Consider the following 26,817-nt stretch of genomic DNA (forward strand, 5'->3'; position numbering starts at 1 on the left):
TCCTGCGGGAACGCAAGCATAGTAAGACGAAACAAACCGCGCGTTAGCGAGGGTTGCGGCTTACGGTGTGCCCGCTGAAAGCGTCCGCCGTAGCGGACAACAACGGCATAGTAAAAAGTGTTAGATTGATTGCAGTCAATCTAACACTTTTTCTCTTTTGTTCTAGCTGCTCGTCTCTTACACTGCTGGTATCCGAACGATTACTTTAAATAAATCTCCATCTACGTCTATGCTCATACGTGCACCGTGCAAATCTACAATAGATTGTGCAATGGCTAAACCTAACCCTGAGCCCTCTGTATGACGTGAAGCATCTGCTCTCTTAAAGCGTTCAAATAATTCATCAGCATTTTCGCTTATTTCATATTTCGCAACATTTTTCACAGTGAATTCAGCATCACCGTTAGTCGTTCTCTTTAACGTAACATAAACACGTGTACCTTCTAAAGCATATTTCAATACATTGACAATTAAATTATCGATAAGTCTCCACCATTTTTGTCCATCAACATAAGCGTAAATAGGATCATTAGACATCGACATGCGCAAATCTAAGCGTGCTTTACTTAAATCTTCCTCATGCTCTCCTACTGCCTGCTGAACAAGCTGTGTTACATCAACACGACTTCGATGAAGCTCAATATTGCCACTCGCCATTTTGGATACTTCAAACAGATCCTCAATTAATACTTTTAAACGATCTGATTTTTTATCGAGAATATGAATATACTGCTTACGCTCCTCTTCCGTAATATCCGGATTTTTCAGTAAATCTGTATACGTAATTATAGATGTTAGAGGAGTACGTAAATCATGGCTAACATTTGTAATTAACTCTGTTTTTAAACGTTCACTCTTTGCCTGTTCATGCATTGATGTGCGGACACCTTCGCGTAGATGATTTAGATTTTCTGCATGTGCTGCTAGCGGGGATTTCCCCTTTACTTTCACATCTCGGTTTAGGCGCCCTTCTGCCATATCCTTGGTATCCTTCATAATGCGATTTAAATAGCCCATTTTAGAAAGGAAGACAATCATTGCTGGGATGCCGACAATCGTACATATTCCAAATACTAGAACTGGGAATCCGCCCGACATCATACTGGCAACAAGACTACCACCACCAAAAAAGGCAGCTGCGACCAAGACAATTGAGTGTAAAGCAATCGATCGATTTAAAAATAAATCAGTCATTGATTCCCCTATTCCCCACAAATAACTTTCTTGTACATTTTCACTTAGTTTTTTCACTGTATTTACGCGATCATACAACCAAATAACTTGCACGAAAAATGCAACACCAATAATGATTAAAATTAATACTTTAAATACAAAGTCAATTAAAAATCGTACATAATTGTATTGATACGTATATTCAATTGCTTCGAAGGCAATATGTGAAGAAAACCAGTATATACAACCTGTAATGAACAGTAATACTATTTGGATATCAATGCGTAGCTTGGCTAAAGATTCTTTTTCCTTTAAGCTGCCTATAGTAGGAAGTAATTCTTTACGTCCTTTCCAAGCAAAGAATGCTGCTATTAGACTTGTAAGCCAAATAACAAAAAACATGTATTGATTCCGTTTAAATTGGTCATACCCATCCATTATCGCTGCAGATTGTGCAGCTCTTTTAGAGATAGTAATCGTTCCTGTGTATTCACTCGTTTCATTTAATACGTCGGATTCAATGTACACATCCGAACCGTATAACAAATGACTTGAATTGTTACTGATGCTACCTGTTCTTAGCGGAGGGTGTACATATGTTATTTTGTATACATTACTGTCAGTAATATCTCCATATCGGTAAGTTTCTCCAGTTTCGACATTCGTTAATTCATAAGACAAATAGTTATAGTTTTTCGTAAAATCTTTTGCTTCATCTTTTACCGCTTTTATATATTTATCGATGAGCGCACCCTTTTGCGCCGCAATTTTCTTCCGAACATATTCATCATCTTCAAAGTTTTTCGTAATATCTTTTATTTTGGCATCTCGCTCATTTTCAAGCTTTGTTTTTAATTCGTTGGCATTATTATCAGCAGCTTCTTGAATCTTCTCTTCATATTGACTCTTTATATTATCAATTTGTGTGCCTAATGAGCCATAATAATTGCGGTGTTCCTCAATTTCATTTTCTGAAACTGTAATCTTGCTCTTCAATTCCTCAGCAGTTGGTAAATTAAGCACTAACGGCCCTAGCTCTGCTTGAAAATTATCCAGTTCATTTTGAAAATTTCCGGATTGAAAATACGATTTCCCTACATATTGATAGCCAATTTTAGAAAACGTAAATACACCAAAAATAAACCATGTTAAACAAATAAGTACAAGAAGAGGCTTCCAAATTTTCATCATGTTTTCAACTCCCCTCTAAAAAATTTTTTCAAAAAATTGTAGCATTTCGGAGGAGCGGGAATTTACCATTTTATATGCATAAATACCGAAATAAACGAGACCGATAACACCTGCCACAAATCCTGCTATTGTTGCATACTTCTCTATTTTATTTTTCCATTTTATAGCCAACGCCCCATACCACCTTTAAATAACGCGGATTTTTCGGATCTGCCTCAATTTTTTCACGTATTTTCCGAATGTGAACAGCTACAATATTTTCTGCATTGTAAGCTTCCTCATTCCATACACGTTCATAAATTTCTCGAATCGAAAAAACACGTCCTGCATTTTTCATTAGTAATTCTGTAATTTTATATTCAATTGGCGTTAAACGAACAGGTTCGCCTTCCAACACTACTTCCTTTGCATCTTCATCTAGCACTAAACCATCAATTTCTACCTTTGCTGCGCCGTCATTATACGTCCCAAGTTGTACATAACGACGCAATTGTGATTTAACACGCGCCAACAGCTCTAATGGATGAAAAGGTTTCGTCACGTAATCATCAGCTCCAACGGATAAGCCATGAATCTTGTCACCATCTTCAGCTTTCGCACTAAGCATTATAATCGGAATGTTGCGTTCTGCTCTAATTTTAAACGTCGCCGTAATACCATCCATATTTGGCATCATAATATCTAAAATAATTAAATGTACTTCATTATTTTCCAGCTTTTCAAGTGCTTCTACACCGTCTGCTGCCTTAATGACATGATAACCTTCATTTTTTAAGTAAATTTCAATACCATCACGAATATCTTGATCATCGTCTGTTACAAGAACTGTTAACTTCGTCATGATATACACCTCGCTCTCAACTAATAGTCTACATATAAAATCTTAAAAACCAACTAGGATAAAAATGAAGAATTTCTTAAGCTTTTACCATTTTCCATTCTTACTATTTCTATTTTTTCCTCCCTGCAAATGTAAGAACCACAATGCCACCAAGTAGCATTGCAACACCAAACCAAGATGTTACACTTAAATGCTCGCCAACTAGCACTACGCCTAACATTGCTGCAGTTAAGGGCTCCGCAAGGGACAATGTTACAGCAGATGACGAGCTAATTTTCTGAAGACCACTTAAAAACAATAAATACGCTATGCTTGTACACATAACGCCCATAAAAAGCATTGTCCATAAGTTTTGTGTATCTAATAGCCAGCTAAATCCACTGCCAATTGAAAACGGTAGTAATAATAGTGCACAAATTGAAAACGTCATAGCAACTGCAGGTAATGCTTCCTGCTGTGCCATTAGTTTTTTACTTATATTTGTATATACTGCGAAAGAAACACCTGCACAAATGGCTAGCCCTATGCCACCCATATGTATCGTTCCATCTCCATTATTAATAAACAATAGAATACATCCTGTAATTGTCATAACAGTTGCGACGCCCCATACTTTTGTTGGACGCATTTTCATTAGTAGCCACTCCAGCACGCCTGAAAACATCGGGGCACTACCAATTGTCACAACAGTGCCAATCGCTATGCCTGTTAGACGGATAGATGTAAAAAAAAGACCTTGGAATAAAGCAATACTTGCCGCCGCCAATATTGTCCATTTCCAGGACCATGTTCGAAAAGTAATTTTACGTAACAACACTACTACAACTAATAATAATCCACCACCGATTGCTGAGCGAATAGTTGCCACTGCAAACGGCGATACACCATTATCTAAAAAAGTTTGTGCTGTCCCTGTCATTCCCCATAAAATAGCTGCTAGAAGTACAAAAAAATATGGATAGACCATTGTTGATTCCCTCCTAACCTTTAACACTATTACTGTTAACTATACAGATTTATCCAAAACCAAACAATTCCCAACTTACTTTCCTTACATACAATCCATTATTATGTTTTCTATAACAGAGGAGGTATAATAGTAACATTAAAAGGAGCGACTGTTTATGTATAAAACTATTGAAGAAACAGCCCTAGAACTTGGCATGCCTGAGGAGCAGATACTACGACTTGTTTATGAAGGACGCATCCGTTCAATTTATGATGGGGATCAAATATTGATTAATAGTGGACAATTTAGTACCTATTTTGAACAGCTAGAACGGATAAAAGAAGAAATAGAAATTTGGCGTAACACACCTATTCCTGAAGATATTGATGTGAAGGACGAAGACTAAACTTTAAAAGTGCCAGGCACTCAAACAATTCAAAATTGTTTGAGTGCCTGGCACCTACTCAACTAAATACTTACTACAAATCCGGCACGTTTTCCGATAATCTCAGCGTAGTCCTCAACCATCACACTTGCCGTTGGATACATGCCTGCGCCTGGACCTACTAATGTTAATGTACCAATATAATTTGTTTCGAGCGCAACCGCATTATTAACGTCATCGACCGGATAAAGTGGATGCTCTTTATCTACTAATTGTGGACCGACCTTTGCTACGACTTTACCATTTGTAAGTTTCTCCACTTCAGCTACATGGCGATAACGTAAGCCTTTTTCACAAGCATCCTTTACCTGCTCAGCTGAGATACAGTCAATACCAATTACTTCGACGTCAGCCCAATCTGGTTGTTCACCAAATGCTAATGCGCTTAAAATCATTAACTTTTTAAAAGCATCTTGACCAGATACATCATTATACGGGTCAGCTTCTGCGTAACCTAAGTTTTGCGCCTCTTTTAAAGCTTTCTCAAAGGACCAACCCTGTGCGCGCATTTTTGTTAAAATATAATTTGATGTTCCATTCAAAACACCTTGAATACGGCTCACATCATTTACAAGCAAAATATTTTTCATTGTTTTAATAACAGGCACGCCGCCTGCTGTTGTTGCTTCGAAGCCCACGAATACACCATTTGACTTTGCAAGCTCTTGTAATTCTAAGCCACGTTTTGCAAACATCACCTTGTTTGCTGTAATCACATGACACTTATGTTCAACTGCACGCTTTAAATAACCAAATGCCGGTTCTTCATTGACAATTGCTTCAAATACAACTTGCATGCCTGGCTCTGCTAAAACCTCATCCATACTTGTTGTTAATAAATGAGCAGTACCTGGAACACGTTCACGACTAGTATCCGTTACTAATATTTTTGCTACTTCCAATTCAATGCCTAATTTCCGTTTTAGTTCTTCACGCTTTTCATTCAATATATGATAGATACCTTGACCTACAGTTCCAAATCCTAAGATTGCTGCCTTTATAGTTGCCATACTTGTTATTCCCTCCAACGTACATTTCTCCAGTTTTATATATATATAAAGTCTGTGCCTACAAGCACATATTCAAATAATTCAAAATTTAACCTAAAGAAAATTGTAACGCAAATAAATATATTGCACAAGAAAAATCTTTCTAGGATGGACATTTGTTTTCTCTAGGCGTGCAAAAGAAATCGGTTTCATTGCCTTTATTATACGTTTTATTACTAAATCTATAATTTTTGAACAACTTTTGACGAATTCTTTAAAAAAAGAAATGTCTTTCTTCTATTATATATGTATGAAGATACCCGCTATAGAATAAGTTGTTTTTGAAAAGCAGTAACTAATTTCACAAAGTGAAACGCAACAAAAAGCTCATTCCCTATAGCAGTAGAGAATGAGCTAAAAAATATAAGGGAAAGTTAACTTGCTTGTAAAAATAATCGATAACGATATTGCGCTAAAGCTGATTGCACTAGCATTACTTCTTCTTGTGTAAAGTTCGGTACCGCATATGTGCGTTCAATTAATTGAAACGATCCGTATTTTAAATAATATTCTGTCGCTGGTAGTGCAATATGACTTGTACCGTAAGCCTCATACTCTTCAAAAACTTCTTTGACTATATAGCCTTCTTCTTTAGCATATACGATTTCTTCAAAAGCACTATGTCCAAAAGTTTGTTGCCATTTTGTTTCAACTGTCGAAAGTAAGTTTTGAATGGAAAGGTTGTTCACAAAATGATGACTTTCATTTAATTCATAAATTATATAAGCTGTTACATTTTGTGCCCGATAAACATTTCCCATTTATAACACTCCTTTTCGATCAGTTTTTTAAAGCGAGCATAGCTACTGGCTATGTAGCTACACTCTTTTCATATATTCAAAAGTGGGGGAGCACTTATGAAAACAAATTGGTTGTTACCGCCAAAACAGTGGCGGGATTTAGAATTACGTAACATCAACACTCTTTAAAATTGTTCTAGGTTGGTAGCCATTCGAACATTTAACTTAATCCCTAGTATATAGCATGGTTTTAATCAAGTCAACAATACTTATAAAAATACTAGGTATTATTTATAGGAAATTTCTGATAACTTACCGAATGAGGTAATGATTGATGTAGCAACGTTATACGCATTACCAAATGAGGCATTTCGAATGAGAAAATACGTTAACGCTACGACATGAATCTAATTTATTAATTTATGTTAAGCTTCTACTTTTTGTTCAGCAGGTGTTACTTGTGCAATTGCTTGTTCTAAGTCTGCAATAATATCCTCAACTGCCTCTAAACCGATTGATAAGCGAATGAGCGACTCGGATACGCCAGTTTGGATTAATTCCTCAGCAGATAATTGTTGATGGGTTGTCGATGCCGGGTGAATAATTAACGATTTTGCATCTCCAACGTTTGCTACATGTGAGAATAGTTTCACGCTATCTATTAGCTGACGCCCTGCTTCTCGTCCACCTTTAATGCCAAATGTAAGCACTGATCCGAAGCCATTTTTCAAGTATTTCTTCGCTAAGTCATGGGAAGCAAAATCCTCTAATCCATTATAGTTTACATATTCCACGGATGGGTGGTTACGTAAATATTCAGCGACTGCTAACGCATTTTCATTGTGTTTAGGAATACGCAAATGAAGCGTTTCTAAACCTTGTAGTAAGTTAAAAGCTGCATCAGCACTTAATGTTGGGCCAAAATCACGTAGTAATTGCACTCGCAGTTTTGTGGCAAATGCAGCCGCTGCAGTATCAATACCGTATCGCAATCCATGATAAGATGTGTCTGGCTCTGTAAATCTAGGGAATCTACCTTGTGTCCAATCAAATTTCCCCGCATCTACAACTACGCCGCCTAAAGTTGTACCATGACCGCCGATCCATTTTGTCGCTGAGTGAACAACTATATCTGCACCAAAGTCGATTGGCGTTGCGCCATATGGTGAAGCAAATGTGCTATCAATAATTAAAGGCAAGCCATTTTCATGAGCAATCGTTGCTACTGCTTCAACATCTAAAACCTTTAAACTTGGATTGCCGTAAATTTCAGCAAACACTGCTTTTGTGTTTTCATTAATCGCAGATCGGAAATTCTCAGGGTTTGTTTCATCTACAAAAATTGTTTTAATACCGTAGTTTGGTAGTGTATTTGCTAATAAGTTATATGTTCCTCCGTATAAAGAGCTTGCTGCTACGATTTCATCCCCTGCTCCTGCTAGATTTAAAATTGAAAATGCGATAGCTGCTGCACCTGATGAAAGTGCTACTGCTGCTGTACCGCCTTCCAATAAAGCGACGCGTTTTTCAAAAACATCTACAGTTGGATTTGTAATACGTGTGTAAATATTGCCCGCTTCTTCTAATGCAAAAAGACGTTGCGCATGAGCAGTGTCTTTAAATACGAAGGCTGTTGAACGGTACACTGGTACAGTTCGAGAGCCTGTCACTGGGTCTGGCTCTTGACCACCGTGTAATAGTAATGTTTCTGGTTTGAAATTCGACATATTTTCTTCCTCCTTAATGGTTTTACGATGGTACCGGAGATGAGGAGGATTTATGTGTAGAAAACAAAAACCCTCTTCAGTTAAGAAGAGGGTTGCGGTTGCAAGTTTTCCTCCCCTTATCTGCCAGATCCAAGTAAGAATCTGTAGGAATTAGCACCTTAGCAAGTTCGTCACTCACTGGTTGCCGGGCATCATAGGGCCTATCCCTCCGCCGCTCTTGATAAGAGTATGTGATTCAATTTCCATCGTTGTTACACAGTATAAACATAGACTTTTTTTCTGTCAACAGTAAAATTTATTTTTTTCTGAAACTTCTGTCTGCTAATTTACGTAATAAGAGCACATACACTATATAAAAAATAAAAATGAAAGGAGCATTTTTTATGGAAAAAGCTATGATTTTTTTTATTATAATTGTTATCGGTTATTTAATAGGCTGTATTCACGGATCTAAAGTGGCACAATTTCTTTCAGGTGTTGATTTAAAAAAGACTGGTCATGGCAATGCTGGTGCCTCAAATGCAACGCTTTCTCTCGGTTGGAAATACGGCATATTAGTGGCACTGATTGATATTGGTAAAGGCGTTGGTGCTATTCTCTGTGCCATCTACTACTTTTCTTCTAATGCGTCTCAATTCACAGAAATACAAACGTGGCTCTTAATCTATACAATGGCTGCTAGTGTTATTTTAGGACACAACTTCCCATTCCATATGGGCTTCAAAGGCGGCAAGGGTACCGCCTCCATTATCGGGATTTTACTTGCTGTCGATTGGAAAATTGCTTTATGTGCACTCATATTATTTGTGATTTTATCTTTAGCAACAAACTATTTAATCGTCGGTGTGTTAGAATTTTATATTGTATTTTGTACAGCAACTTATTTATGGATACCCGGAATTGGCCCAACGATCATTTCCATTCTACTTTTATGTATAGCGTTCATCTTGCATATCGAAAATATTAAAAGGCTATTCCTTGGAACAGAACCGAAAGTAACATCTGCCTTTAAAAAATCAGCATAAAACAAGAGGATGAGATATAACTTCGAGGACACTAGTTGGTGGTACTAAGGGCGGTGACTACTGTGGAAACAACACAAACGTCAGACGCAAGTGACAGCGCGGCAGCGGTTGCGGCTTACGGTGTGCCCGTGAAATGCATCCGTATAAGCGGACATCAACGCATAGCAAAAAGTGTTAGATCGATGACAGTCAATCTAACACTTTTTAAATATATTATTATTTAGCAAATGATGGATCTAGCATTGTACCGTTCTTCGCTAAATTCACATGCCAAGAAAGTGCTTTTTCTAAATCATGCGGTGTATGGTGACCACCTGTTGCTTCATTTGCGTCATTAAAGTACGCCCATAGTTGCTCCTTATAATCTGGATGCGCACAGTTTTCAATGATTAGACCGACACGCTCTTTAGGTGCTAGACCTCGTAAATCTGCAACACCCTGCTCTGTTACGATAACATCCACATCATGTTCAGTATGGTCTACATGCGAAACCATTGGAACGATACTAGAAATTTTCCCACCTTTTGCATACGATTTTGTCACGAAAATACCTAATCGTGCATTACGAGCAAAATCTCCAGAACCTCCAATACCATTCATCATCTTTGTACCAGAAACATGAGTTGAATTTACATTCCCGTAAATATCTAATTCAAGCGCTGTATTTACAGAGATCAAGCCGAGTCGACGGATAATTTCTGGGTGATTAGAAATTTCCTGTGGTCGTAATACTAATTTATCTGCATATTTTTCAAAATTTCCGTACACTTGGTTTCCTACTTTTTCAGATAGGGTAATAGAAGTTGCAGATGCAAAACTTACTTTTCCAGCATCCATTAATTCAAATACAGCATCCTGTAGTACTTCCGAATAAACTTCTAAATTTTCAAACTCGGAATCTTTGAAACCTAATAATACAGCATTTGCCACTGAACCTACACCTGATTGTAATGGGCGTAAACTCGTCGTTAAACGACCTACTTTAATTTCTTCTCTTAAGAAATTCAGTAGATGATTTGCCATTATATCTGTTTCTTCATCAGCCGGAACAATCATTGATGGCGCATCTAAAATATCTGAAATAACAATGCCTTTTACTTTGTCTAAATTTAGTGGAATGCCAATTGTACCAAGACGATCTGACACATTTAGCATTGGAATTGGATCACGTTTACCTTGTGGTCCTGGAACAAAAATATCATGCACACCTTCTAATGCATCAAGCTGTGCTACGTTTAGCTCGATGATAACTTGGTCTGCTTCTTGTACGAAAATTGGAGAGTTACCAACTGAAGTTGTAGGAATTAATAAGCCATCTTCTGTAATAGCAGCAGCTTCAATAATAGCAAAGTCAATCGGACCAATAATGCCCTGACGTACTAATTCAGCATTGTGTGATAAATGGGCATCAACATAAGTGACTTCTCCACTATTAATCATGTTTCGAATGCCTGCGTCTCCTTGGAAAGGTCCACGCTTGCGAATCACACCAGCTTCTGCTAAGTACTGGTCAACTTCAGGTCCAAGTGATGCACCTGTATATACATCTACCTTGAAGCTTTCTGTTTTTGCTTTCTCAACAAGTGCAAGCGGGACTACTTTTACGTCACCTGCACGTGTAAATCCACTCATACCAAGTACCATGCCGTCCTTAATCCAAGATGCTGCTTCTTCTGCTGATACGATTTTGTTTCGTAATTGTTCATTACGAAGCTTTTTTGCTAACTTTTCATCCATACCTTATTCCCCCATCCCACATTTATTTACTTCAACTAGATTATTTGCCCTTCACATCCACATCGGTACACCCAACCAATGTAAAAAAACAGGAGATAAATAACCTGTCGTCATACATAATTTTACACTATTCAGAACATTTAAGCTATATCCAACAAAATATTTTACTTTACGAGTAAATTTATAATTAGTCTTACTTATTTGAAAATAGTTTTATCTTAATAGTTCACCCTTTTTTATATTGGATTTGATTCGATTTTAGCAAAAAATCGTGATATGCTCTTGGTATATTAATTGGGAAAAGGGGACTTTATAGATGGTTAAAGAATTATTACGTAACCACTCTTCGGTTCGTATTTATGATGGGAATCCTATATCTAAAGAAATCGTTGAGGATTTAATTGCTACTGCACAGATGGCAGCAACTTCTCACTTTGTACAAGCATATAGCGTAATTTGGGTAACAGACGAGGAGAAAAAAGAAAAGCTAGGTTTGCTGTCAGGAAATCCACGTCAGTACGAAACTTCAGGTGGTGCTTTTGTATTTTGTGTAGACTTTAAACGCCTACAAATGGCAGGGAGATTAGAAGGCGTTGATATTGTCGCAGATTCGGCTGAGAACGTTCTTGTTGGCGTAGCGGATGTGTCATTATTTGCGCAAAACTTTGTTATTGCAGCTGAATCTATGGGGTACGGTATTTGTTATATAGGCGGTGTACGTAATAAGCCTGAAGAAATTAGTGAATTATTTAATCTACCGGATTATGTCTTCCCATTGTTCGGTTTAACAATTGGCATTCCAGCTCGACGCAATGAGGTTAAGCCTCGTTTACCAGTTGCTGCTATCCTCCATGAAAATGCGTACAATACAGAAAAATATGAGGAACTGTTACCTGCTTATAACGAAATTATGGAAGAATATTACAATAGTCGTTCCTCAAATCGGAAAATTGATAATTGGACAAAGCAAATGGCTGATTTTTTAGTTGAACAGCGTCGTCCACACATTAATAGCTTCCTAGCACAAAAAGGATTTAATTGGAAATAACATTACTTAAGTGGGGTTACTATCGTCTGATAATAACTCCACTTTTTTCATATTTTTAACGTTTTTTTAATGCCAACCTAGTATTTTTGACTTGATGGATATGTTAAATTCAGGTACAAATTAAACGAAAAGACTCTTCCCTTTTCCAACATTTCCATTAATATTAATAGAAGGACCCTATCTCGAAAGGAGTTTTGTAAAAATGTCCTTTGTTAATAAGCATCTTGCCCGTACCCTAGAACAACAACATAAGAGAAGCGTAAGAGGTTTATTTTTAAAAATCCAAGACTTAAATAACGAATGCTTACTATTAAGAAAGCGACTTGAACAACATATCGACCTCAATCAATACAAAGAAGCTATTGCATATGTCGATCAATTCGTTTCCTATACAACTATTTTAAACTTAAAATTTGTGACAAATACACAGAACCTAGAAGTGGTTGTGCTGCATGCGCTTTTATTGGAGCATATTATAGCAAACGAAACAACACATTCTTTAGAGTACGAAAATAATTTGTTGCAAGGCTATATTCAAGAGATTTTTGCATTAAACGATCATGCTGCAACACTCTTTTCTAATCATAAAGAAAAGATGCTACGTTACATCGAGAATCAGACTACATAAAAAAGACGATCAAGACAACAAAATTCATTGTGCTGATCGTCTTTTCTTTATTGTAAGCCTTTAATTATTAGCGAGCGTACCGGTAAAAATTGCTCTCCTGTATCACCATAAGTTAGTATTACTTCGTCACCTTCTTGTAAATAAATTGCAAGAGGCTCCGTTTCTGCACTTACTAAATAGTTTTCACCATTATTCAGTAAAAACGATACGAGGGTAAAGTCACCGAGGCGTTCCTTATAAACGCGTAGTACTGTTCCACTTGCGTTTTTCTCTTCTGCATTTGAACTACCATCAACCGTACTTCCACCACGGCTAAGTGCTGTTTTATATAATTTCAGCGCTTCTTTCGGTGTTGTTGCATAGGCTGAAATTTCAGGATTTGCTGCGGACACGATGAAATAATTTTGTAAGAAGCCATTAGCATCTAGCACTGCTGTTAACCAACTTGCCTCACCATAAAAGTTATACAATACAGGCATTTCTCCTGCCCACTTTTTCTCAATAAATTTCTTTTCAATGATTTGCAAATTCCCTTGTGAATCCATATACGATTCATCTTGATTTCCTGTGTAATATGTCGCTTCCCCAGTTCGAGCATTCGTTAATGAGTAGCCAAGCATTGAATCCACGCCCTCTTTCGGACTTGTGAAATCAGTGAAATAATACATATCGCCTGCCTCATCGAATATCGGGCTAACATTTGATTCCGTGCCTTCATCTGAAGGCAACTTGACATCTTTCTTACCAAACATACTATTCCAGTAACCATGAACGTATTTTCCATAATAGCTATTTTGTAAACTTACTGTCTCTGGTGAAACGGCACCATCAATAAATTCCGGAACATCATCTAATTTTACAAGCTCAGATTTGCCTGTTAATGCATCCACAAGTACAATGCCCTGTACATCAAAGCCATTTCGTGCAGAAATAAATTCCCCATACGAACGGATATAGTATGGTTTACCGTCATCATCAATTTCTAGCTGAACATCTCCATAGAAAATAAGGAATGGATGTTGCAAGCGCATATGACGCTCTAAATTAGCATTTAAAAACGCAGAAGGAACGTATTTCATTTCCTGCGGGATAAATTTAGGATTGTCAGCTGAGTCAGTAGCACTCATCGTAAAATAACCTGGTGTCGTCTTACCATTCATCCATTTAAAGAAACCAGAAAATTCAACTGGAGCGATATAAACATACTCACCATTTACTTTCTGAATTTGTAAACGTCCTAGCTCGTAATAACTTGTATTCGGTACTTGCCCAAATGCTTTTTTCATTTTATTTCGGACGAATTTAGGTGGGACACTCGCCGGTGTTTGCGTTTCATCAAACGGCTTAATCTCAACCTCTTCTTTCATTTCCGCTGATTTGAATTTATCGTTAGCATTCCACAGCGGTGCGGATAATACATAGACCCCCACAACTAAGCTTGCTAAAAATAAAACACCTTTAATCTTTCTTTCAATACCACTTGCAAGAAATGCACCACATAAAGTTAATAATATAATTACTGGCCAAAAGACAAGCCAGTTAACATCAATTTTTGTAACATACAGCGTAATACCCGACGCTATAAATCCTATTACAAAAACACCAATGAAAAAGTAACCAACTACTTTTTTCGATTCTCCATCTTCACGCTTCTTCGTTATTAGCGGTGTTAATAGTACACTCGCAATTAATGCAATGACTACAGAAGCTATCAATAGCTTAGTCATACCGTTCACCCTCTCCTCACTTACTGTCTACTTATTTACGGTTACATATTAAAAAAGTTTCAAACATAAGTTGAATTGGATACCTCTCCCCTTACCCTTAATAGAAGAACATTGCGAGGTAAAAAGAGCTTATACTTGAAAAAGGAAATTTAAACAACGATAGAGAATTTCATTGTAAAGGAGCTGAAAAACTTGGCTAGAAAAAATTTTTTAACGTTCATCATACTATTTGGTCTTTATTATATTTTTTTCTTTTCACATATTGACCAAAGTTTGAAACTAATATTCAAAGTCATTCCTATGATTTTGATTATAATTATGGCTGCAACCCAAAAAGCACAATCAATTAAAAAATATCAACTATTAATAGTTATTGGGCTACTATTTTGTATGGTAGGTGACTACACATTACAGTGGTTTCTTATTGGTCTTACAAGCTTCTTAATTGGCCATATTTTTTATATTTTTGCCTTTTCAAGTACAAATGAACAGCCAGTACCAACTTGGGCAAAGGTTGTATTACTGCTATATGGTGTATTAATGGCGGGCTGGATTGCCACTACTGTCTTTAAATCTGGTGAAACTATACTCACTTTTGCAGTTTTAGCGTATATTTCAATCATTTTAACAATGGGCTGGACTGCCATTCGCACTGGTTCTGCTTTGGCTATCATTGGTGCAATATTATTTATCGCATCGGATTCCTATTTAGCGATTAATAAATTTGTCATGCCATTACCTTTTTCACATGAAGTTATTATGATCACATATTATAGTGCTCAAATACTTATTGCATTGAGCATTCTTCAATATTCCGAAATCCGAAGTAAAGTGGTACAATGAAAGTGCCTGGCACTCAAACAATTCTGAATTGTTTGAGTGCCAGACACCTACAAAGGAGGCCGTATATTCTATGAAAGAACAAGTAATCGAGCGATTAATTCGCTACGCAAAAATCGATACACAATCAGATTTCACAAGTGAAACAACTCCTTCCACTCAAAAGCAATTTGACTTATTGCATGTATTGAAGGATGAACTTGCCACAATCGGCTTAACAGACATTACATTAGATGACAATGGCTATTTATTTGCAACACTTGAAGCAAATACAGATAAAGAAGTACCGACTATCGGCTTTTTAGCGCATGTGGATACAGCAACAGACTACACTGGTACAAATGTTAATCCGCAACGTATTGACAATTATGATGGCGGTGACATTCAATTAAACAAAAATTTAGCCATATCTCCAACTGAATTCCCTGAACTAAAAAATTACATTGGGCAAACACTAATTACAACAGATGGTACAACACTTTTAGGTGCGGACGATAAAGCGGGCATTGCTGAAATTATGACTGCTATGGAATATTTAATAAATAATCCTTCAATTAAGCACGGTAAATTACGTGTAGCGTTCACTCCTGATGAGGAAATCGGCCGTGGACCGCATAAATTTGATGTCGCTGCATTCGGAGCTGATTACGCATATACAATGGATGGCGGACCACTAGGTGAACTACAGTACGAAAGCTTTAATGCTGCAGGTGTTAAAGTCATCACAAAAGGAACAAGCGTACACCCAGGTTCGGCGAAAAATAAAATGGTCAACTCTATCACAATGGCGATTGCTTTCCAAAACGAAATGCCTACAGATGCAGTACCTGAAAAAACAGAAGGCTATGAAGGTTTTATCCATTTAATGGGCTTTAAAGGCGCTATTGAACATACTGAGCTTTCTTATATTGTACGTGACCATGATCGTCAAAAATTTGAGGCGAAAAAGCAATTAATGCGTGATGCTGCTGCTAAACTACAAGCTCAGTTTGGTAAGGATGCACTAACAATTTCTATCGAGGATCAATACTATAACATGGGTGAAAAAATTGAACCTGTAAAAGAAATTGTTGACATTGCACGTCAAGCAATGGAAAAATTAGATATTACACCGAATACATTACCGATTCGTGGTGGTACTGATGGCTCTCAACTTTCTTATATGGGCTTACCAACGCCAAACATTTTTGCAGGTGGCGAGAACATGCATGGTAAATACGAATATGTATCTGCCGAAACAATGGAAAAAGCTACACAAGTTATTATTGAAATCGTGCAATTATTTGAACAGCAAGGCAAATAAGTCATTTTTAAATTCGAGCGATAAGAAACAATTTAAAGCGAGGGCGCTCTAAAAAGTCTTCAAGATACTAAAATCCGCTTCGCTCCTGATGGGTAAGGTACGGCTAGTGATGCTACTAGGCCAGTGCATTTTCTTTTCTTAGGAGTCAACGCGGATTTTTACTTTAATAATCAATTTTGTCTTGGCATAATTGCGTCCACAATTTTTATAGCCCGCTCGAAAAGCACCTCAAAAAATCTGCTACATATGCTGAGGCCTTTAATTGTAGGTGAATCATCACCATAAACCGTTCATAAAGGCTTTTTTTCACCTTTTACTGATTTAGCGGATTCTACTGAATCAAGTTTAAGATTGCTCATTATGTCGATGTTGATTTCTCGATAATAATAACTGAATTTTCAAATTACATAAAAGTTAGGATGATGGATTTTGAAAGAAATTGCATTAGGCATTTTAGCTTCACTTTTTTTTGCAGTGACCTTTATTTTAAATCATGCGATGGAAATGCAAGGAGGCAGTTGGCTATGGAGTGCATCACTTCGTTATTTCTTCATGTTGCCATTTTTATTAGCCATCGTCTTTTATCGAAAAGGCTTTTCGCAACTAACGAATGAAATGAAAAGTAGACCTGTGGCATGGCTACTATGGAGCTTCGTTGGCTTCGTGCTATTTTATGCACCAATTACATTTGCTGCGGCATTCGGTCCGGGCTGGCTCGTTTCTGGAACATGGCAATTTACAATTGTTGCAGGTGTTCTACTCGCTCCCCTCTTTGTAACAGTAATTGCTGGAAAAACAGTACGTCAAAAAATCCCGTTAATTTCTTTGCTTATTTCATGTGTTATTTTAGCAGGAATTTTATTGATTCAAGTACCACAGGCACAGTCTGTTCCAACAAAAAATCTTTTATTAGGGATTTTACCTGTTGTAGTTGCTGCATTTGCCTACCCACTCGGAAATCGCAAAATGATGGAGGTATGCGGGGGACGTGTTGATACATTCCAGCGGGTGCTTGGAATGACAGTTGCTTCAATGCCTGCATGGATTGTGATGGCCATTTATGCCATTGTAACAGTTGGACTACCTTCATTAAGTCAAGTTCTACAATCTCTACTAGTTGGGATTAGCTCAGGTGTAATTGCAACCATTCTATTTTTCATCGCAACTGATCGCGTTCGTGAACATCAAGGCAAACTAGCCGCTGTTGAGGCAACTCAATCAACTGAAATCCTATTTGTCATTATTGGTGAGGCGTTATTACTCGGAATTGCGTTTCCAGAGCCAATTGCACTTGCTGGACTTGGTATTATTATTGTTGGTATGTTGTTGCATAGCTACTATACGATGGTGCTTGGAAAAAAAAGCATTCCTCAACAATCTAGCCCTTCTGAGCAGTCAACTTAACAAAGGCTGTTGAACTTATTTACGAATAAAAAAGGACGGCTCATTCCGTATGAATAAGCCGTCTAGAGATTTTACGTTCCCAAAAAATGAGGGGGGTTTTAGGAGCGCTTTATGAACTAGCAAACTTCTGGAGAAAAGTAGCTAAAGTTCATCCTCTCTACACTTGTTTTGCAGAGAAGGAATAATCTTTACAATGATAATGATAATCATTATCAATTAAAATGTCAACTATTATCTTTTAATTATCTTAAAATTTTTTTAATGATTATAATGCTTTCTTAAGTTTCCGTCTATATTGCCATTGCTTTAGCTGAAAATGCAAAAAGCAACCGATACAAAACCCAGCAATTGCAACTGATGAAGCGATTGCTACCATCGTTGTAAACACATACCCTACTACTTGCCAATTAAACAAAAAGGCGACAAGACCACCAGCTAAACATATGGTTGCAATACTTGAATTAAACTTTTGTTGCTGTGCGTCCTCTGGTATATACGCAGTAGGAGCTTTTTTCAAAAACAGCTTCCCAAATCGGATAATTGGATTAAAATCACATAATACACCAAGTAAATTTGCTACTAAAGGAATCGCTAATATCTCTTCAATTCCTGTTAGCCATGTCAGTATAACACTTATCAGTATAGTCCACTGATTGAGTCGTACGAGCGGACGTGGAATTGCATGTGGCAATGACATTTAAAAACCTACCTTTCAGATATGTTTAATGTATTTTACTATATTGCATACCATTTGTGAAGTAAAAATGAATAACTTATAATTGAAGTTAATGATTGAAAGAAAAGGTGATGACAATGCCCGCTTTAACGATGGATCAAGTCAGACAACTGAATTCCTACAGTATTTATACAACGGAGCCAAAACGAACATTATTTACATTGGCTGATATACATAAAGACTTTTACCATCCTGATTTTTTAAATCTAATGATGGGCATTACAGATGCTGCAACAGAAACAGCAGCCATTTCCCATTTTGCACGTCGCTATGGTATGTTTTTCGCTATGCAGCTTTATATGCTTGCTGCCTACGATGAAGTATGGGATGGAAAACCTATTGAAATTCGCTTTGATGCGGCTAAGGAATTCAATAGTTTCACTGTCGCAATGTTCGTTAATCCTAACGATTGGCGATATGTGGATGAAGAGGAGCGACAATCGGTCATTGAAAAAATTTTATATGACGGGCATGTTATCGTTCAGCAACTGCGCAAAGTAACATCGATTTCACCCTTAACAATTTGGGAAAATTTCTTTGGCTACCTCCTCTGGCATTATCATATACTGTTGTCTAACCCCGGCTTGGCAGATCAAGCAATGGATGATATTGAAATTTTAGAGAACCCAAAAACATGGGCTCGCTTTTCACAAAAATCATGGTGGGCGGAATATACTGGCGGTCAGAGCCCTACAAACTTAGTTAACGTTCCTGTACGGAAATCCTGCTGCTTTTCAAAGGATATTCCCGGCCTACTTGCATGTGGATTTTGTCCACTTAAGAAATAACAAAAAGCCTTACTCTCACATTTGCGTGAAAAAGTAAGGCCTTCTTTTTAAATAAATATAACTATATTTGTTAGTTAACATTACGTTTATTTTTCATAGACAACGAACCAGTCATTTTGTTCTTCATACATTGCAGTTCCCGTATAGCCCTCTTTCAAAAATTGCTGCTGTAAGGCGGTATCTCGCATCAAAACAGCTCTTTTTTCAGTATATACAGGTTGCTCCTGTTGTAAATTCTTATAAAAAATATAGCGTAATTTATCAACATACTTAATCTTCAAGCCCTTTATCACGAGCCCTTGAGAAAACTTATCTTTTAAACTTGGTATATTATATGGTTTAACCGTAGAACAGACATAGTCATAGCAATCCAAATCAATTTCATTCATCACAATAGTCGCTAACGTTTTTTGTAGTCCGTAGCCACGATAATGTGGTGAAACATTTGATATCTCTTGATATAACACGCGATGGAATTGATCCTCAACAATGCCGCAATCATATCCAAGATGCTCGTCATCAATAGGTGGATTCAATAATGCCCGAAAACCGATTAACGCATTATTAACGAATGCCCCGATCATCAAACCATTTCCCTGTAAAATGTATTCGAATTCTTCTGTAGTTAATGGCTGTAAAATACTTTGGTCGGGCAATGCTTCATATACCTCTTGCTGTAATTTTTCTATCGCTGGTAAATGCTTCAGCTGTAATTGAGTAACATAAAAAGGCGTTTCTCCGAGTATTCCTTCATAAATTCTTTCCATGTCGAAGCCCCCTTAAGCTGTTACTGTTGTTGAAAATTCACTTAGTTCCTTCAGGATTTCTTCATCTACATCTACACCTAAGCCTGGTTTTTCTGTTAAGCAAATGAATGGAACATCATAGTGTAAATTGCCGATGTCCTTTGAGAATTTTAATGGACCTGTTAATTCGACACTTGTCATAATTTTTTTAGAAAATGCTACATGGAAACCAGCGGCAGAACCTACAGAAGACTCAACCATAGAACCAATTTGACATTCAATACCTGCCATTTCTGCCATTACTGCTAATTTCATAGCAGGGTAAATCCCACCGCATTTCATTAATTTAATATTCACTTTGTCTGCAGCGCGCTTCAAAATGATTTCACGCATTTCACGTACTCCGCGAAGTCCCTCATCAATCATTAACGGTACATCGGATTTCGATTTAATTTCTACCATTCCATCAATGTCTTCACTATCAACAGGCTGTTCCAACCAGTCGATATTTAAATTCTTTAGTGCTCGTAATCCTTGTAATGTTGTAGAAGCATTTCCCCATCCTTGGTTTACATCAACACGTATCGCAATATCCTCACCTACACGCTCACGTACTGCTTTTATGCGGGCAACATCACGTCTAACTTCAGTTCCCACCTTCATTTTAAATGATTGATAGCCCATTTCCACGCGTTTAGCTGCCTCATTTGCCATTTCTTCAGGCGTTCCGATACTCAACACATGGGTAATTGGGAATTTCTCATGATAGCGACCGCCAAGTAGTTGATAAACTGGAACCTGTAATGCTTTACCAGCAATATCAAAACATGCGATATCAATTGCCGCTTTAGCAGCAGGTACATCTTTTACGATGTGATTCATTTTATCGTGTAGCTTTTCAAAAGCCATAGGATTTTCTCCAATGATTGCAGGTACAAGTTGGTTTTTTAATATTGCATACGTACTTTCCCACGACTCACCTGTAACATGTTCATCAGGTACTGCTTCTCCATATCCTACAATACCTGTATCAGTTGTTATTTTCAAAATGATAGAAGGCATTGTATCATATGTAGCATAGCTTATAATAAAAGGATCAATAAGTGGTAATTGAATTGCAAAAATTTCTATTTGTTGGATTTTCATTTTATATCATACTCCTATTTAGTTTATAGTTGTCGTTAATACGTCGCTAATTGTTCAAAAAATAATAGAAAAGGACAGATGCCTTTGTCTACTAAAATAGCAATTATATGTTCGAAAGCTTTTAAGAATCGTATAATTAGTATCGCACAAAACATAGAGAATATTCAATTAGAATTTTATCTTTACAATCAGCCTTCTGATGCACCGTCCTTGTTAAAACAAATTAAGCCATGTGATGCACTATTGTTTGGAGGAACATTGCCGTATTTACATGCGCAAACATCTTTAGCGACATTACCGATTCCATGGAATTATTTAAAACAAGATGAGATGACAATTTCTACGACTTTATTATCTCTTATAGCGAACCAGGCAATTCCTTTACAAAGGCTTTCTATCGATGTCATGCACCCTATATTCGTTGATAACGTTCTAACGGAGATAGAATATACCGGTACAAAACCATATGTTCATTCTATTTCAATTACAGAAACAGCTGACAATGTTTTGCAAAAGCATATCGCTCTATGGGAGTCCAAACAAATTGACTATATCGTTACAAGCATTCATACAGTATTTGATGAATTGCAGCTACGAAACATTCCTGCTATGCGAATGCTAGATGCAACGAGCTCCATTATACAATGTCTAGAAGAAACGAAATCACAATCTCTTCTTACTAAATCGGAATCTGCAAAGGCCGCCGTTGGATTTTTAGATATTCCTGAAACTAGTCATTGCGCGGATATTTTACAGCAAATAACGGCAACAACACATTCAACCTATAAGCAAATTAGCCCTAACTATTTTGAGCTTTATACAACAGCTGGGCATTTGCAAAATGCACTCGAAAAAGAAAATTTGCAGCATCTTATACAACGAATTGACGTTCCCTTTAGGCTTGCTTTTGGCTATGGTCATTCGATTTTTGAAGCAGCTGAAAATGCTACACATGCATTAAAATTTGCCAAACCTTTTGAAATTTATATTTTGGATGAACATAAAAATTTATCTGGTCCATTCCCAAACTCAGCGAATAAACTCTCTTTAAAAACAAAAGATCCGTTTGTTTTAGAAATGGCTAAACAGACAAGCTTAAGCCCTCTAAACATATCTAAAATTATTCAATTTAGCAAAGAACGACAGACATCACATTTTACAGCGCAGAATCTTTCAGAATACTTACAAGTTACACGACGTACTACTGAACGTATTATCAAAAAATTAGTTGATCATGGCTATGCTAAAGTTGTTGGCGAAGAAATGCCCCACCAACAAGGACGACCACGCACTATTTATGAATTGGACTTTGCAACCTATTAATATACAAGGCAAGCCCCCTCACAGCGCTTTTCATTGGCGAGCGAAGAATCTCATACGACGGCATCAACCATGCTTAGAGCGTCTCTTCACTTTCCAACAGCAATCTATGTGATGGGGCTTGTACTGTTTTCCTTTAATAAGCTCTATTCTTCGAGCAATAGCTCTTTTTAAGTCAAACTCATTTTTATTAGTCTGCTACAACCATATTATTCATCTCTTGTTCTTGCGCTTCTTTTTTTCGTTGCTTTGCCTCTTCAATCTCTTCTGGTGTCATCTTTACAATAGCAAACCCAACATAACCATAAATGATTGAAATAATCGGCACAGCAAAGTTAAGAATTGCATAAGGTGCGTATTCCATAGCGCTTACACCTAATGTCGCTAATATAAATACACCACAAGTGTTCCAGGGGAAGAATACAGATGTTAATGTTCCCCCATCTTCTAAAGCACGCGATAAATTTTTTGAGTGCAAGCCTCGTTTTTGATAAACGTCAGCAAACATTCGTGAAGGTACAACAATTGATATGTACTGCTCAGAACATGTCGCATTTGTTGTAATACATGCAGCAATTGTTGAAGCAATAAGGCTACCTGTAGATTTAGCAAACTTAACGACAACATCCATAAGAGCCTTCAACATGCCCGAATACTCTAGCACCCCACCAAATGTCATGGCAACAATTGTCATTGAAACCGTATACATCATTGAATCTAAGCCACCACGATTAAAGAGCTCGTCCACCATTTCATTTCCTGTAGAAATTGCAAACCCTTCTTGTAAGGCATGGACAGCCATAGTTGGTGAACCACCTTGTACAAAAATTTGTAATAAGAAGCCTGAAATAATACCAATAACTAATGCTGGGATTGCCGGGACCTTTTTTGCCACCATCACAATAACGCCAACTGGGACAAGTAATAACCAAGGAGAAATCACAAAGCTTTTTTCCATCACATCGAGCGTTGTCATAATTTTTTCTGAATCCATTGATACATCAGCAAAACGTCTTCCCATAAAGCCAAATGCGACAAGTGTAATGATTAGTGCAGGAATTGTCGTAAAAAGCATATGTTTTATATGATCAAACAAGTCTGTGTTAGTTAGACCTGCTGCTAAATTTGTAGTATCAGATAATGGTGACATCTTATCACCAAAATAAGAACCTGAAATTACTGCTCCTGCAATCATTGGTGCAGTAATACCCATACTTAAGCCGATACCCATACCAGCAACACCGATAGTTGCCATCGTTGACCATGAGCTACCAATTGCTAACGAAACGATCGAACATAATAGCAAAATCGTTACTAAAAACCAGGCTGGAGAAATTAATTTTAATCCGTAGAAAATCATTGTGGCAACGACTCCACCACCAATCCATGCTCCTATTGTCAAACCAACTAAAATGATAATGACAATGGCCGGAAGAGCTAGGCGGATACCTTTATACATCATTTCCTCAATTTCCATCCACTTAAAGCCATGCATTTTGGCAACAATCGCTGCTACAATTGTTCCAACAATCAATGGCACGTGAGGACTCTGCTCTAACATAACTACTGTAACAAGCATCGTAGTAATCATTATTGCGAAAGTTAGGAGTGCCCAACTCGCACTAATTTCCTTTTTCATTGTCCCATCCCCTTTTTTTGCACCTAAATACGATTTGCTATTTCACAGGCGCAAATATATTTTTACGTTTTTTAGCTTAATATTCAAAAAATATAAAGTCAACGCAAAAATTTTATGCTTCTATAGCAATTATGACTGTTAAAGGGAAAAAAAACGCTTCCAAATAGCTTTTACAAACCATTCAAAACAGCGTATCTTTATGCATTTCTACAGTTTTGAGGCAAACTAAAAAGGTTCTACCCAAAGTAAACAGTTGGATAGAACCTTTTCAAAATATTCTACTTATTTTCAGGCTGTTTTTCTAATACACACGCAAGTACTTTCGATGCATCTATTAATGCACTTCGTTCAAAAGTCATCTTCGGGTGATGTAACCCCGGGCCTAAATTAGCACCAATTCCAATCATCGTTGCCTTTAGCTCTGGTTTTTTAACTGTATAAAAATGAAAATCATCGCTACCCGGTGTTGTAATTTCCTCAGCTAAAAATTGCTCGCCAAGTGATTCTACTATAGCATTTTTAGCCATACGAGCAGCTATAGGAGAAACTTCTGCACCAGGTGTGAAATCGACCCATTTCCATTTCAGTTCAATTTCAAACTGCTGCTGAATTGATTTCAAACCTGCTTCAATACGGCTTCGAAGCAACTCAAGCTGATCATTATGCTGTGCACGAATATCCATTGCAAAGCTAGCAGTACCTGGGATAATATTCGTGCTACCACCATCTGCAATAATCTTTGTTAATTTTGCAGAGTGTGGCTCGAACGGTGACAAATGGATGCTATTTAACATTAACTGAATAGCCATAATAACATCAATCGCATTTTTCCCCTGGTGTGGTCTTGCACCATGTGCATCCGTACCATGAATAGACCCATCTAAAAAATACGCAGCACCATGATGGATAGCAGGTGAAACCTTTCCTAAAGGAAGCTCTTCAATAGGTCTCAAATGGACACCAAATAAATGTGAAACACCATCTACAGCACCACGATCAAATGCGGCACAAGCACCATTTCCTACTTCCTCAGCAGGTTGGAAAATAAATCGTACACGATGTTGTAGCGGTCGATCTTTTAGTAACAATAATGCTCCTAGAACCATTGTAATATTGGCATCATGACCACATGAATGGTTTGCCTGCCATTTCCCATCTACCTCTTGCCATAGTGCATCAATATCTGCACGTACTGCAACAATCTCATCGCCTGTACCAATTTCTGCAATTAGCCCTGGTACATCGCCTAACAAACGGTAAGAAACATTTAACTCATCTAATATAGATGCAATTTTCTTTGTTGTCTCATACTCCTTCCAGCTTACTTCTGGATAATTATGAAAATGTTCAAACCATTGATACATTGTTTCTTCTAACATTGCTGCACTTGTCATAACTACACCTCGATATACCTTTTTTCTCCCCCATTATACATGAAAGCTTTTTAGAAAAGTATATATGAAATTAGTACTATATTTATTTAAATATCATATAACTTAATATTAAGAAAATGTTTAAAACCTTCTTCCTACTTTATGTAAACTTCATACAAATAGTGTCTGTACATTTCTTATACATAACAAAAGGCTGTGCTAAAAGATAATGTTCCACTTTTAGCACAGCCTTTCGAAAAATGATTTATAAACTTGTAAAAAAACCCTCTGGATATTCTTCATAGTGTATTTGAATTGGTTGCTCCTCAATATTTTGGTCAGTAATTTGTAATTCCGACTCCTGGTCCATCAAATATGTTTCAAATTTTGAGTTAAAAATGTGCTCCATTTTTGTTACCTCCTTTATTAATAGAATTTTCTGATAAAAGAATTATATACTAGCTTTTTATTAAAAATCAATAAATAATACTTATTATGCATAATAAATATTAATTTCATCTCATTATGAGATGATAAAAAGTTAAATTTATTGCAATCCCATGTAAAAATCATGCCTTTTCCTTTTTGAAATCTAAAAATAGATAGAGGAAAAGGAAAAAGTGTTAGATTGTGTAATCAATCTAACACTTTTTTGCCGCGTCTTTGATGTCCGCTCCGGCGCGTGCTTTCCGCGGGCACATCGAAAGCCACAACCGTCGCTGTCGCGCCGTCTGTTGTGGCTTTCGTTTTGTGCTGTTCCCGCAGGAGTCACTCGCCTTCGCGACCATCATTCACTTCTAATTTTTGATTTACTGCAAAAGATTGAACCACTAAGGTTTCCTTTTTATTACATAAAGGAAAAATGCCATCAATCTAACACTTTTTGCCGCGTCTTTGATGTCCGCTACGGCGCGTGCTTTCCGCGGGCACATCGTAAGCCACAACCGTCGCTGTCGCGCCGTCTGTTGTGGCTTTCGTTTTGTGCTGTTCCCGCAGGAGTCACTCGCCTTCGCTACCATCATTCACTTCTAATTTTTGATTTACTGCAAAAGATTGACCCACTAAGGTTTCATTTTTATTACATAAAGGAAAAATGCCATCAATCTAACACTTTTTTTGCCACGTCTTTGATGTCCGCTACAGCGTGTGCTTTCCGCGGGCACATCGTAAGCCACAACCGTCGCTGTCGCGCCGTCTGTTGTGGCTTTCGTTTTGTGCTGTTCCCGCAGGAGTCACTCGCCT

The 26,817-nt window shown here is 37.3% G+C and carries 25 protein-coding genes and 1 riboswitch; of the genes, 10 read left to right on the top strand and 15 right to left on the bottom strand.

Features of this window, described 5'->3' with window-relative positions; all coding sequences use genetic code 11:
* Positions 1-177 precede the first annotated feature (177 nt).
* From ACIP9C_RS12565 to ACIP9C_RS12580, 4 genes are all read right to left on the bottom strand, one after another.
* Positions 178-2,364, bottom strand: a complete 2,187-nt coding sequence (locus ACIP9C_RS12565) for a histidine kinase dimerization/phospho-acceptor domain-containing protein (protein WP_401011050.1) — start codon at positions 2,362-2,364, stop codon at positions 178-180.
* 15 nt (positions 2,365-2,379) lie between these two features.
* Positions 2,380-2,535: a hypothetical protein gene (locus tag ACIP9C_RS12570; protein WP_401011052.1), complete on the bottom strand. Its 156-nt coding sequence runs from the start codon at positions 2,533-2,535 to the stop codon at positions 2,380-2,382.
* Positions 2,513-3,205, bottom strand: coding sequence for a response regulator transcription factor (locus tag ACIP9C_RS12575; protein WP_340821152.1), 693 nt, complete (start codon positions 3,203-3,205; stop codon positions 2,513-2,515). The genes ACIP9C_RS12570 and ACIP9C_RS12575 overlap by 23 nt, the downstream gene beginning before the upstream one ends.
* 109 nt (positions 3,206-3,314) lie before the next feature.
* A complete protein-coding gene (locus ACIP9C_RS12580) occupies positions 3,315-4,172 on the bottom strand; it encodes a DMT family transporter (RefSeq protein ID WP_401011054.1) in 858 nt (285 codons plus the stop codon).
* 157 nt (positions 4,173-4,329) lie between these two features.
* On the opposite strand from ACIP9C_RS12580, the gene ACIP9C_RS12585 reads away from it, so the two are divergent.
* Positions 4,330-4,560 (top strand): MerR family transcriptional regulator, encoded by a 231-nt coding sequence (locus ACIP9C_RS12585; protein WP_401011056.1) that lies wholly within the window; start codon positions 4,330-4,332, stop codon positions 4,558-4,560.
* A gap of 62 nt (positions 4,561-4,622) precedes the next feature.
* Here ACIP9C_RS12585 and ACIP9C_RS12590 read toward each other — a convergent pair whose 3' ends face one another.
* The 3 genes from ACIP9C_RS12590 to ACIP9C_RS12600 form a co-directional block, all read right to left on the bottom strand.
* On the bottom strand, positions 4,623-5,609 hold the full coding sequence (locus tag ACIP9C_RS12590) for a homoserine dehydrogenase (protein WP_401011058.1): 987 nt from the start codon (positions 5,607-5,609) through the stop codon (positions 4,623-4,625).
* Between the two features lie 413 nt (positions 5,610-6,022).
* The gene (locus ACIP9C_RS12595; protein ID WP_401011059.1) at positions 6,023-6,409 is read right to left on the bottom strand and encodes a hypothetical protein; all 387 of its coding nucleotides are present in this window, start codon (positions 6,407-6,409) and stop codon (positions 6,023-6,025) included.
* 404 nt (positions 6,410-6,813) lie between these two features.
* Positions 6,814-8,115 carry an O-acetylhomoserine aminocarboxypropyltransferase/cysteine synthase family protein gene (locus ACIP9C_RS12600; protein WP_401011061.1) on the bottom strand — a complete coding sequence of 434 codons (1,302 nt, stop codon included), beginning with the start codon at positions 8,113-8,115 and terminating at the stop codon, positions 6,814-6,816.
* 113 nt (positions 8,116-8,228) lie between these two features.
* Positions 8,229-8,342, bottom strand: a riboswitch (SAM riboswitch).
* Between the two features lie 156 nt (positions 8,343-8,498).
* Here ACIP9C_RS12600 and ACIP9C_RS12605 point away from each other — a divergent pair.
* On the top strand, positions 8,499-9,140 hold the full coding sequence (locus tag ACIP9C_RS12605; protein ID WP_401011063.1) for a glycerol-3-phosphate acyltransferase: 642 nt from the start codon (positions 8,499-8,501) through the stop codon (positions 9,138-9,140).
* Positions 9,141-9,356: 216 nt separating this feature from the next.
* Here the strand turns inward: ACIP9C_RS12605 and scpC are convergent, their stop codons facing one another.
* Positions 9,357-10,877, bottom strand: a complete 1,521-nt coding sequence (scpC, locus tag ACIP9C_RS12610; RefSeq protein WP_401011064.1) for a succinyl-CoA:acetate CoA-transferase ScpC — start codon at positions 10,875-10,877, stop codon at positions 9,357-9,359.
* Positions 10,878-11,193: 316 nt separating this feature from the next.
* Between scpC and chrR the strand changes: the two genes are divergently transcribed.
* Both chrR and ACIP9C_RS12620 read left to right on the top strand, forming a co-directional pair.
* Entirely contained in the window at positions 11,194-11,925 is a 732-nt protein-coding gene (gene chrR, locus ACIP9C_RS12615) for a class II chromate reductase ChrR (RefSeq protein ID WP_401011066.1), read from the top strand.
* Positions 11,926-12,127: 202 nt separating this feature from the next.
* Positions 12,128-12,553 (top strand): hypothetical protein, encoded by a 426-nt coding sequence (locus tag ACIP9C_RS12620; protein ID WP_401011067.1) that lies wholly within the window; start codon positions 12,128-12,130, stop codon positions 12,551-12,553.
* Between the two features lie 47 nt (positions 12,554-12,600).
* On the opposite strand, the gene ACIP9C_RS12625 is transcribed toward ACIP9C_RS12620, so the two are convergent.
* Positions 12,601-14,280, bottom strand: coding sequence for a hypothetical protein (locus tag ACIP9C_RS12625; protein ID WP_401011068.1), 1,680 nt, complete (start codon positions 14,278-14,280; stop codon positions 12,601-12,603).
* Between the two features lie 192 nt (positions 14,281-14,472).
* Between ACIP9C_RS12625 and ACIP9C_RS12630 the strand changes: the two genes are divergently transcribed.
* From ACIP9C_RS12630 to ACIP9C_RS12640, 3 genes are all read left to right on the top strand, one after another.
* Positions 14,473-15,123, top strand: a complete 651-nt coding sequence (locus ACIP9C_RS12630) for a lysoplasmalogenase (RefSeq protein WP_401011070.1) — start codon at positions 14,473-14,475, stop codon at positions 15,121-15,123.
* 70 nt (positions 15,124-15,193) lie between these two features.
* Positions 15,194-16,423 (top strand): peptidase T, encoded by a 1,230-nt coding sequence (pepT, locus tag ACIP9C_RS12635; RefSeq protein WP_401011072.1) that lies wholly within the window; start codon positions 15,194-15,196, stop codon positions 16,421-16,423.
* Between the two features lie 429 nt (positions 16,424-16,852).
* Positions 16,853-17,827 carry a DMT family transporter gene (locus tag ACIP9C_RS12640; protein ID WP_401011074.1) on the top strand — a complete coding sequence of 325 codons (975 nt, stop codon included), beginning with the start codon at positions 16,853-16,855 and terminating at the stop codon, positions 17,825-17,827.
* Positions 17,828-18,092: 265 nt separating this feature from the next.
* Here ACIP9C_RS12640 and ACIP9C_RS12645 read toward each other — a convergent pair whose 3' ends face one another.
* Entirely contained in the window at positions 18,093-18,524 is a 432-nt protein-coding gene (locus ACIP9C_RS12645; RefSeq protein ID WP_401011076.1) for a DUF4395 domain-containing protein, read from the bottom strand.
* Positions 18,525-18,640: 116 nt separating this feature from the next.
* On the opposite strand from ACIP9C_RS12645, the gene ACIP9C_RS12650 reads away from it, so the two are divergent.
* Entirely contained in the window at positions 18,641-19,351 is a 711-nt protein-coding gene (locus tag ACIP9C_RS12650) for a Fe-S oxidoreductase (protein WP_401011263.1), read from the top strand.
* An 86-nt stretch (positions 19,352-19,437) separates the two neighbouring features.
* Here the strand turns inward: ACIP9C_RS12650 and ACIP9C_RS12655 are convergent, their stop codons facing one another.
* Both ACIP9C_RS12655 and ACIP9C_RS12660 read right to left on the bottom strand, forming a co-directional pair.
* The gene (locus tag ACIP9C_RS12655) at positions 19,438-20,118 is read right to left on the bottom strand and encodes a GNAT family N-acetyltransferase (RefSeq protein WP_401011078.1); all 681 of its coding nucleotides are present in this window, start codon (positions 20,116-20,118) and stop codon (positions 19,438-19,440) included.
* Between the two features lie 12 nt (positions 20,119-20,130).
* A complete protein-coding gene (locus ACIP9C_RS12660) occupies positions 20,131-21,243 on the bottom strand; it encodes a mandelate racemase/muconate lactonizing enzyme family protein (protein WP_401011080.1) in 1,113 nt (370 codons plus the stop codon).
* Positions 21,244-21,321: 78 nt separating this feature from the next.
* Between ACIP9C_RS12660 and ACIP9C_RS12665 the strand changes: the two genes are divergently transcribed.
* The gene (locus ACIP9C_RS12665; RefSeq protein WP_401011082.1) at positions 21,322-22,566 is read left to right on the top strand and encodes a hypothetical protein; all 1,245 of its coding nucleotides are present in this window, start codon (positions 21,322-21,324) and stop codon (positions 22,564-22,566) included.
* 187 nt (positions 22,567-22,753) lie between these two features.
* Here the strand turns inward: ACIP9C_RS12665 and nhaC are convergent, their stop codons facing one another.
* The 3 genes from nhaC to ACIP9C_RS12680 form a co-directional block, all read right to left on the bottom strand.
* Positions 22,754-24,202 carry a Na+/H+ antiporter NhaC gene (gene nhaC / locus ACIP9C_RS12670; RefSeq protein ID WP_401011084.1) on the bottom strand — a complete coding sequence of 483 codons (1,449 nt, stop codon included), beginning with the start codon at positions 24,200-24,202 and terminating at the stop codon, positions 22,754-22,756.
* Between the two features lie 278 nt (positions 24,203-24,480).
* Positions 24,481-25,596 carry an amidohydrolase gene (locus ACIP9C_RS12675; RefSeq protein WP_401011085.1) on the bottom strand — a complete coding sequence of 372 codons (1,116 nt, stop codon included), beginning with the start codon at positions 25,594-25,596 and terminating at the stop codon, positions 24,481-24,483.
* A 244-nt stretch (positions 25,597-25,840) separates the two neighbouring features.
* A complete protein-coding gene (locus tag ACIP9C_RS12680; protein ID WP_401011087.1) occupies positions 25,841-25,984 on the bottom strand; it encodes a hypothetical protein in 144 nt (47 codons plus the stop codon).
* A gap of 211 nt (positions 25,985-26,195) precedes the next feature.
* Here ACIP9C_RS12680 and ACIP9C_RS12685 point away from each other — a divergent pair.
* The coding region (locus ACIP9C_RS12685) for a hypothetical protein (protein ID WP_401011089.1) at positions 26,196-26,817 on the top strand (622 nt) is incomplete at its 3' end.

The organism is Lysinibacillus sp. NPDC093210, assembly GCF_044753985.1.
In the GTDB taxonomy this organism is placed as follows: Bacteria; Bacillota; Bacilli; order Bacillales_A; family Planococcaceae; genus Lysinibacillus.

Bases quoted from the DNA above. Each gene is read 5' to 3' on its own strand.
- ACIP9C_RS12565 (WP_401011050.1), bottom strand. From the start codon at position 2,364: ATGATGAAAATTTGGAAGCCTCTTCTTGTACTTATTTGTTTAACATGG.
- ACIP9C_RS12575 (WP_340821152.1), bottom strand. From the start codon at position 3,205: ATGACGAAGTTAACAGTTCTTGTAACAGACGATGATCAAGATATTCGT.
- ACIP9C_RS12580 (WP_401011054.1), bottom strand. From the start codon at position 4,172: ATGGTCTATCCATATTTTTTTGTACTTCTAGCAGCTATTTTATGGGGA.
- ACIP9C_RS12585 (WP_401011056.1), top strand. From the start codon at position 4,330: ATGTATAAAACTATTGAAGAAACAGCCCTAGAACTTGGCATGCCTGAG.
- ACIP9C_RS12590 (WP_401011058.1), bottom strand. From the start codon at position 5,609: ATGGCAACTATAAAGGCAGCAATCTTAGGATTTGGAACTGTAGGTCAA.
- ACIP9C_RS12595 (WP_401011059.1), bottom strand. From the start codon at position 6,409: ATGGGAAATGTTTATCGGGCACAAAATGTAACAGCTTATATAATTTAT.
- ACIP9C_RS12600 (WP_401011061.1), bottom strand. From the start codon at position 8,115: ATGTCGAATTTCAAACCAGAAACATTACTATTACACGGTGGTCAAGAG.
- ACIP9C_RS12605 (WP_401011063.1), top strand. From the start codon at position 8,499: ATGGAAAAAGCTATGATTTTTTTTATTATAATTGTTATCGGTTATTTA.
- scpC (WP_401011064.1), bottom strand. From the start codon at position 10,877: ATGGATGAAAAGTTAGCAAAAAAGCTTCGTAATGAACAATTACGAAAC.
- chrR (WP_401011066.1), top strand. From the start codon at position 11,194: ATGGTTAAAGAATTATTACGTAACCACTCTTCGGTTCGTATTTATGAT.
- ACIP9C_RS12620 (WP_401011067.1), top strand. From the start codon at position 12,128: ATGTCCTTTGTTAATAAGCATCTTGCCCGTACCCTAGAACAACAACAT.
- ACIP9C_RS12625 (WP_401011068.1), bottom strand. From the start codon at position 14,280: ATGACTAAGCTATTGATAGCTTCTGTAGTCATTGCATTAATTGCGAGT.
- pepT (WP_401011072.1), top strand. From the start codon at position 15,194: ATGAAAGAACAAGTAATCGAGCGATTAATTCGCTACGCAAAAATCGAT.
- ACIP9C_RS12645 (WP_401011076.1), bottom strand. From the start codon at position 18,524: ATGTCATTGCCACATGCAATTCCACGTCCGCTCGTACGACTCAATCAG.
- ACIP9C_RS12650 (WP_401011263.1), top strand. From the start codon at position 18,641: ATGCCCGCTTTAACGATGGATCAAGTCAGACAACTGAATTCCTACAGT.
- ACIP9C_RS12655 (WP_401011078.1), bottom strand. From the start codon at position 20,118: ATGGAAAGAATTTATGAAGGAATACTCGGAGAAACGCCTTTTTATGTT.
- ACIP9C_RS12660 (WP_401011080.1), bottom strand. From the start codon at position 21,243: ATGAAAATCCAACAAATAGAAATTTTTGCAATTCAATTACCACTTATT.
- ACIP9C_RS12665 (WP_401011082.1), top strand. From the start codon at position 21,322: ATGCCTTTGTCTACTAAAATAGCAATTATATGTTCGAAAGCTTTTAAG.
- nhaC (WP_401011084.1), bottom strand. From the start codon at position 24,202: ATGAAAAAGGAAATTAGTGCGAGTTGGGCACTCCTAACTTTCGCAATA.
- ACIP9C_RS12675 (WP_401011085.1), bottom strand. From the start codon at position 25,596: ATGACAAGTGCAGCAATGTTAGAAGAAACAATGTATCAATGGTTTGAA.
- ACIP9C_RS12680 (WP_401011087.1), bottom strand. From the start codon at position 25,984: ATGGAGCACATTTTTAACTCAAAATTTGAAACATATTTGATGGACCAG.